4 protein-coding genes and 2 other annotated features are annotated in these 6,597 nt (G+C 52.7%); all 4 genes read left to right on the top strand.

Annotation, left to right across the window (positions count from 1 at the left end; translation table 11 throughout):
* Positions 1 to 1,220 precede the first annotated feature (1,220 nt).
* The 4 genes from B2Y11_RS05020 (at position 1,221) to B2Y11_RS05005 (ending at position 6,403) form a co-directional block, all read left to right on the top strand.
* Positions 1,221 to 1,523 carry a hypothetical protein gene (locus tag B2Y11_RS05020; protein ID WP_008860572.1) on the top strand — a complete coding sequence of 101 codons (303 nt, stop codon included), beginning with the start codon at positions 1,221 to 1,223 and terminating at the stop codon, positions 1,521 to 1,523.
* Between the two features lie 52 nt (positions 1,524 to 1,575).
* Positions 1,576 to 1,816, top strand: a binding site (T-box leader).
* A gap of 58 nt (positions 1,817 to 1,874) precedes the next feature.
* Entirely contained in the window at positions 1,875 to 2,699 is an 825-nt protein-coding gene (locus B2Y11_RS05015; RefSeq protein WP_273097419.1) for a MetQ/NlpA family ABC transporter substrate-binding protein, read from the top strand.
* 420 nt (positions 2,700 to 3,119) lie between these two features.
* The gene (locus B2Y11_RS05010; protein ID WP_291056936.1) at positions 3,120 to 3,764 is read left to right on the top strand and encodes a YigZ family protein; all 645 of its coding nucleotides are present in this window, start codon (positions 3,120 to 3,122) and stop codon (positions 3,762 to 3,764) included.
* Between the two features lie 1,171 nt (positions 3,765 to 4,935).
* Positions 4,936 to 5,161, top strand: a binding site (T-box leader).
* A 66-nt stretch (positions 5,162 to 5,227) separates the two neighbouring features.
* Positions 5,228 to 6,403 (top strand): hypothetical protein, encoded by a 1,176-nt coding sequence (locus B2Y11_RS05005; protein WP_291056934.1) that lies wholly within the window; start codon positions 5,228 to 5,230, stop codon positions 6,401 to 6,403.
* The last annotated feature ends 194 nt before the right edge of the window (positions 6,404 to 6,597 follow it).

The raw sequence follows: 6,597 nt of genomic DNA, 5'->3' as shown, positions 1-6,597 counted from the left end.
TTTCTTAACTAAGTGGCATTGCTGTTCAGGGGGCACTATGGACGCTTGCCAGTGTGCCACATGACTCTGAGGGAAAGCGTAGAGAGGTTCTATTCTCCCCCTGAATAGGGGAAAGTCCGGCGCAGCCGGATAGGGGGTGGCCACGCCAGTGGCCAATTCACTGCTATGCTTAGCGTGATTTGCGCACAAAGGTAAGCACGTAACGTAAGGCTCCTTTCTCAGAAAGGAGCTGGGCGGAGCCCTGAGGAACACAGAGGATAAGCCAGGAACTGCCTGTTGCAAGGCAGCATTCTGGAGGGAGATTTCTCGACGACCTTTCACTGACTCCATGAAACTACAGAATCATACCGGCTTGTATCTCCGCTCGAAATGACGTAGAGGCAGGGAGCAGGCTGTTATTTGCTCAATTTCCGTGAATATTTACGTATACAAAAGGGTCTGTGAAAAAATGCAAATCATTTTTTCACAGACCCTCGGCTTTTCTTCGAAAATTCTGCTATCATCCGTCGCCTGCGGTGACACCGTCGGGCATTAAGGTGCTCGCTTAGTGTGCAGGCTATACTCGAATAATAGCCCGACTCGACAGTCCTCTGCAGGACCGTCGTCTTCCAGAGGAAGAAGGCTTTGGCTCTTCGTCATGCAGCACTGGTGACACTAAAAGGTAAGCACGTAACGTAAGGCTCCTTCCACTGGAAGGAGCTGGGCAGAGCCCTGAGGAACACAGAAGATAAGCCAAGAACTGCCTGCTGCAAGGCAGCATTCTGCAGGGAGATTTCTCGACTCCCTTTTACTGGCTCCACGAAGCTATGGAATCCATGCCGGCTAGTACCTCCGCTCGAAATGACGGGGAGCTATAGTGACACAATGCAAGCCCCGTAACGCTGACTTCATAATCATAGCCGCCAAAGGCGGTACACAGCGAACTGGAGTTACACCAGCGAACATAATTTGCAGGAGCAAAGCAACGCGCAAATTATTGTGAGTCGGTGATAGCCGTGCTGTAGGGAGTCGTCAGACGACTGAAAATCCAGTGAGTCGTTTCCCCTGTGGGGCTATCCACAACCTGCGGCGCCATAGGCGCCGTCAAATCTGAGAACCCGATCGCCAAAGGCCGGTCAATCTTAAGAACCTTCCCTTCTGAACCTTTTGAACCTTTTCCCCTCATCATGTATAATAAAGCCATCATAGCGAGGTCTTAGTATAAAGGAGCAGTGAATCATATGCAGGGCGGCGACGCAGACGAGTTTATTGATTATCTGAATGACGGAGAGGCTTCCGTGAGGCACCGGGGGTATGTGTACCGGTTCTCGGGACTGAAATTTCATCCCGGAAGAAATACCTACAGTATCAGTGTGGAGAAGTACCGGTTTTCCAAAGAGCCCTTTGAGGAGTTCATGGAGCTGGTCTATTACTATGAATCCGATGATGGCGATGATGTGCTGAACCATGTGACGGAAGATATTCTCTGGGACGGGAAGACCTTCTACGAGCTGGAAAAGGCACTGACCTGGATTGATTGGTAGTAAAATTTCTCTTGACTTCATGATTTCCCGATGGTATATTTAATGCAACTTCATAAAGGCAGTGAAGAGAAGAGTACATGAAATGGTCCGGCCAAGAGAGCTCCGTTGGGTGAAAGGGAGTGCGGACGGTTTGATGGAAGATGGCCTCTGAGCCTGGTGCGCTGAATGATGAAGCGGCCCGGGAGCTCCCGTTACAGAGACAGGGTATCAAGGCATAGTCCGGCGTACCTTATGAGACCGATGAAGTGATTCATTGGTGAAATTGGGTGGTAACACGGTCCTCCGTCCCTTTCGGGACGGGGGATTTTTGTTTTGTATATTTTTAACATATTATATGCAGGAGGTTTTATTATGAACTGGAAGAAAACATTAGCCCTTTCTCTGGCAGCCCTGGCAGTGGCCGGCGCCATTTCCGGCTGCGGCGGTGACAAGAAGGATGCCAAGGCTCCGGCGGAAAAGAAGGAAATCACCGTAGGCATTACGCCGGGTTATTCTGAAAAGGTTATGGAATTTGTGGCCCAGGAAGCAGAAAAACAGGGTCTCAAGGTGAATATCAAGTCCTTCTCCGACTACGTGACCCCGGACCAGGCCCTGGCTGCCGGTGATATCGATCTGAATTCCTTCCAGCACGGCCCCTTTCTGGAAGCCTTCAATGAAAAGAATGGTACCAAGCTGGTTTCCATCGGAAATACCTACCTGGCACCGCTCCGCATTTATTCCAATAAAATCACCGACATCAAAGACGTTCCCGACGGCGCCAAGGTGTCCATCCCCAATGACCCCTCCAACGGCGGCCGCGCCCTGCTTCTCCTGGACCATCAGGGCCTGCTGAAACTGAAGGAAGGAACAGACCCCACCAAGGCAGTGGTAGGCGATATTGCTGAAAATCCGAAGAACCTGCAGATTGTGGAACTGGAAGCAGCCCAGCTGCCCCGCTCCCTGGATGATGTGTCCATTTCCGTCATTAACGCAGGCTATGCGAAATCCGCCGGCCTCGATTCCAAGAAGGCCCTGGCCACCGAAGATAATACATCTCCCTATGTGAACATCATCGCTGCCAGAGAACAGGATAAGGATAACCCCACCTATCAGAAATTCGTGAAGATTTTCCAGAGCGATGCGGTGAAGAAATACATTAATGATAACTTCAGCGACGGACTGATTCCGGCATTTTGATGGACCGGAGGGTCCAAGGGTTGACAGGCCTTCGGCCTGAGGGGTTTGGTATCGCCCCTGGGGGCCACTGGGTGGCCCGGGTTCAGAGGGTTCAGAAGGTTCTGCCTGCCTTTGGCAGGCGGGTTCAAAGGGTGTGGTGGCGGCTCGCGCCGCAAATATAAAAAGGGTGCCGCTTGCCGCCAGCGGCATTCAAACTCTCCTCTGAACCAGGCCGGAAGGCGAAGCCGATCCCGGCCCGAACCTTAGCCGCCCAGGGCGTTAACCCGATGGCGGCTTGAACCCGGGCGCTGCCGGCGACTGAACCCTCTTGCTTCCGGGAATACAGCTGCCCATAACATATGACTCAAAAACATATGACTCGAAAAACAGCACCGACCGGCGCTGTTTTTTCGTGTTACAATGAAGAAAAAGGAGGTCATCATGCTTATTCCCTACGCGGCTCCGGCGGAGCCATTTCATAAAGAAACGGAAATTAAAAAATCCATTTTCATTGCCCACCTGGTGCCGGTGAATTCGGAAGAAGAGGCTCAAAAGGCGCTGGAAGGCTTCCGGAAACAGTACAAAGATGCCACCCATAACTGCTACGCCTGGCGCATCGGTACGGAAAGGGTGATGGAAAAATCGGGGGACGACGGCGAACCGTCGGGCACCGCCGGCCATCCCATGCTCCATGTGCTGCAGATGCAGAAGCTCACCAACCTTCTGGCCGTGGTGACAAGGTACTTCGGCGGCATCAAGCTGGGAGCAGGGGGGCTTACCCGTGCCTACAGCTCCACCCTGGCCGATGCAGTGAAGGAAGCGCCCATCGTCCTCTACACGCCCCATATACGGTATCGCCTGACCATACCCTACGGCGCCGTAGGAGGCTTTGAAAATTATATAAAGGATAAGGACATTATCGTCAGGAAACGGGATTTCACCGACAAGGTGGTGCTGGAATTTCTCTGCCTTCCGGAAAACGGGGAAAAGCATATCCGCTTCTTCACCGACCTCACCGGCGGAAAGGCGGTGATAGAGGAAATAGGGGAAGAGTATGTGAAAATGAAAAGGGAGATAGTGAACTAGTGAGCTAGTGAGCTAGTGTACTAGTGGGACGGTGGACTAGTGAGACAGTGTGACCGCTATCCGCTTTCCGCCTGGCACCGTCATTCTGAACGCAGTGAAGAATCTTGGCGAGTACCGCTAATGGCTCCTGCTAGCTCACTAGTCCACTAGTTCACTAAAGAATACCGGTTGGCGGGAAGGCTTCCGGCTGTCGGCTATCGGCTGTCGGCTATCGGCTGTCACCGTCATCTCGAGCGGGGCTGCGTGTTGGTATGTGACAGATGGAAAATGCTCCGATGATACTCTGAGTCGAGAGATCTCCCGTCGTAATGCCGCCCGTACCATCAGAGGAGTGAGATTTCTCCACTCTGTGGAGACTCTGCATAGAGTCTCCAAGTCAGCCGAAGTTGGCCTCTAGCCTGCACAATAAGAGGCTTTCCTATTGGCGGCTGACCGGCTGCGGTCGAAATGACGGGAGGGTGCGGGCCGGCTTTTTTGTCATTTGGGGCGTGAGATTTCTCCACTCCGCTCCGCTTCGGTCGAAATGACGAAGGGCGCGGGCTGGCTTTTTTAAAATCTGCGCCCCTAAAGGGGAAACGACTCACTACATTTTGCGCGTCGCTAGCGCTCCTTCAAATCATGCTCGCTGTGCATCGCTTCGCTCAGGGGGCCGCCGATTGGCGGTCAGGATAGCGATGGAGTATCCTATCGGTACTCTGCCCCGTACACCCTTTGCCTCTTCGAGGCGTTCCCCTCAAGGGGAAACGAGAAGTATGGAGAGGAAAAACATAGAGTCATATATTTCACGTACCATTTCGGCGTTTTCCCCTTTTGGTGGTGAACGCAGTGAGCTAATCACCAGAATGCGTATCATGCCATATGACACTGAAAGTAAATCCCGTAACGCTGACTTTATAAGCATTGCCCGTAGGGCAATCCACCACCCTTTGAACCAGCCTGCCAAAGGCAGGCCGAACCCTCTGAACCTTCTGAACCCGGGTCGCAGAGCGGCCCCCTGAGCGAAGCGAACACAACCCTTCTACACAACCCTTTTATACAACCTACGGCGGAGCCGCGCCCCTTTGCGCCCTCTGGGCGCATCCTCAGAACCCTGGACACAAAATGTCCCTCTTTTACAATTTCCCCATTGACATGGCCGCCCGATGCGTGTATACTACTGTCTAACTAAAAAGTACCTGCATGGAACGAGACAGAAATGACGGAATCCCTTTCAGAGATCCGGTGGATGGTGAAAACCGGAAGGCGCTGTCGTTTTACTCACTCGCGAGCTTCCCGGCCGAACAGAGTAGGCCTGGCGGATGTCCCCGTTATGGATAGGCCCGACGCAATGAAAACCGTTCATTGATGAGGCAGAGTGATAAGTACAAGGTGGTACCGCGCAAGGATGCGCCCTTCAGAATTGATTTCTGATGGGCGCTTTTTGATTTCCTGCAGGGATGGTACAAATGAAGGAGTGAAGCAGTATGGAAGAGAAAAAAGGTATTTTTGGAGGGGCCCTGGGGAGGATGATTCTTCCCGGCATTATCCTGCAGTCCGTGCTGATCGGCGGCGGGTATGCCACAGGCCGTGAAATCGTGGAGTATGGCGCCAAGTTCGGTGCCATGGGCTGGCTTTCCGGGCTGGCTACATTTGTGGGATTCGCCCTGGTGGCCATTCTGTCTTTTGAACTCATCCGCCTTTATAAAGTGTATGATTTCAAATCGTTCCTGAAGGAATTAATCGGACCCCTGTACCATGTCTTTGATCTGGTGTACCTGCTTTTCATGGTCATCATCATTGCCGTCATGTCTTCTGCTACCGGCGCGGTGGTGGAGCAGATGACGGGGCTCAATTACTGGTACGGCGTCGGTGCCATTACGGTGATTGTAGGCGTGCTCAACTACTATGGGGAAAAGATTATTTCCTATTTTGAAACCATTGGCACCGTGCTTCTTTACATCGGTTATATTTCCTTCTCTGTGCTGGTTATCAGCCATGGGGGAGCCCATATTTCCGAGGTCATGGCATCCGGCGATCATTCCTTTGTGCCCGATGCCACTGTGGGAGCTGCCCTTTGGACAGGCATTCTCTACATGGCCTATAACCTGGTGGTCTTTCCGGCATCCTTCTTCACCATCAAGGCCCAGAAGAGCCGCAAGGACACCATTATCAGCGGCATCATTGCAGGTCTGCTCATGATTATCCCCTGGTTCATGACCTACTATGCAGTCATGGCCTTCTACCCCGACAAAGCAGTGCTGGCATCGCCGGTGCCCTGGGTGGCTATGATGCAGGCAGACAATGCGCCGGGCTGGCTGCTTTTCCTCTTCAGCATCGTCATGGGCTGGACTCTGATTGAAACGGCCACCGGCATTATCCATGCCATGCTGGAACGTGTGGACAGGGGCCTTACGGATACGGGAAGAAATCCCCTCACCCGTCAGCATCGCGGTGCGCTCACTGTCATTATCCTGGTGATTTCAGTGGCCTTCGCCAAAATCGGTATTATCGACCTCATTGCCAAAGGCTACAATGCCCTGGCCTATGCCTTCATCCTTCTCTACCTGGTGCCCCTTCTCACCGTCGGTGTTTACAAGATTATGAGGAAATCTTCCGGTAAAGAAGAGGCAAAAGAAATTTCTGCAGTAATAGCCAAATAATGGCAGCAAAACGGCGCCTTTGAAAAGGCGCCGTTTTTTAGTATCGGCGGCTGCAGGGCGTGTCCAAGGGTAAGAAGCAAAAATGACACAGGCCGCCGATTGGCGGTCAAGATAGCGATGGAGCATCCTATCGGTGCTCTGCCCCGTACACCCTTTGCCTCTTCGAGGCGTTCACCCACAGGGAAGCGTGTCAC

The organism is Dialister sp. UBA1703, assembly GCA_002320515.1.
GTDB lineage: Bacteria > Bacillota > Negativicutes > Veillonellales > Dialisteraceae > Dialister.
Note: the sequence above shows the minus strand (reverse complement) of the source record. Positions and strands in the feature narration are given on the sequence as shown.

Coding starts and splice junctions, on each gene's coding strand:
- B2Y11_RS05020 (WP_008860572.1), top strand. CDS start 1,221: ATGCAGGGCGGCGACGCAGACGAGTTTATTGATTATCTGAATGACGGA.
- B2Y11_RS05015 (WP_273097419.1), top strand. CDS start 1,875: ATGAACTGGAAGAAAACATTAGCCCTTTCTCTGGCAGCCCTGGCAGTG.
- B2Y11_RS05010 (WP_291056936.1), top strand. CDS start 3,120: ATGCTTATTCCCTACGCGGCTCCGGCGGAGCCATTTCATAAAGAAACG.
- B2Y11_RS05005 (WP_291056934.1), top strand. CDS start 5,228: ATGGAAGAGAAAAAAGGTATTTTTGGAGGGGCCCTGGGGAGGATGATT.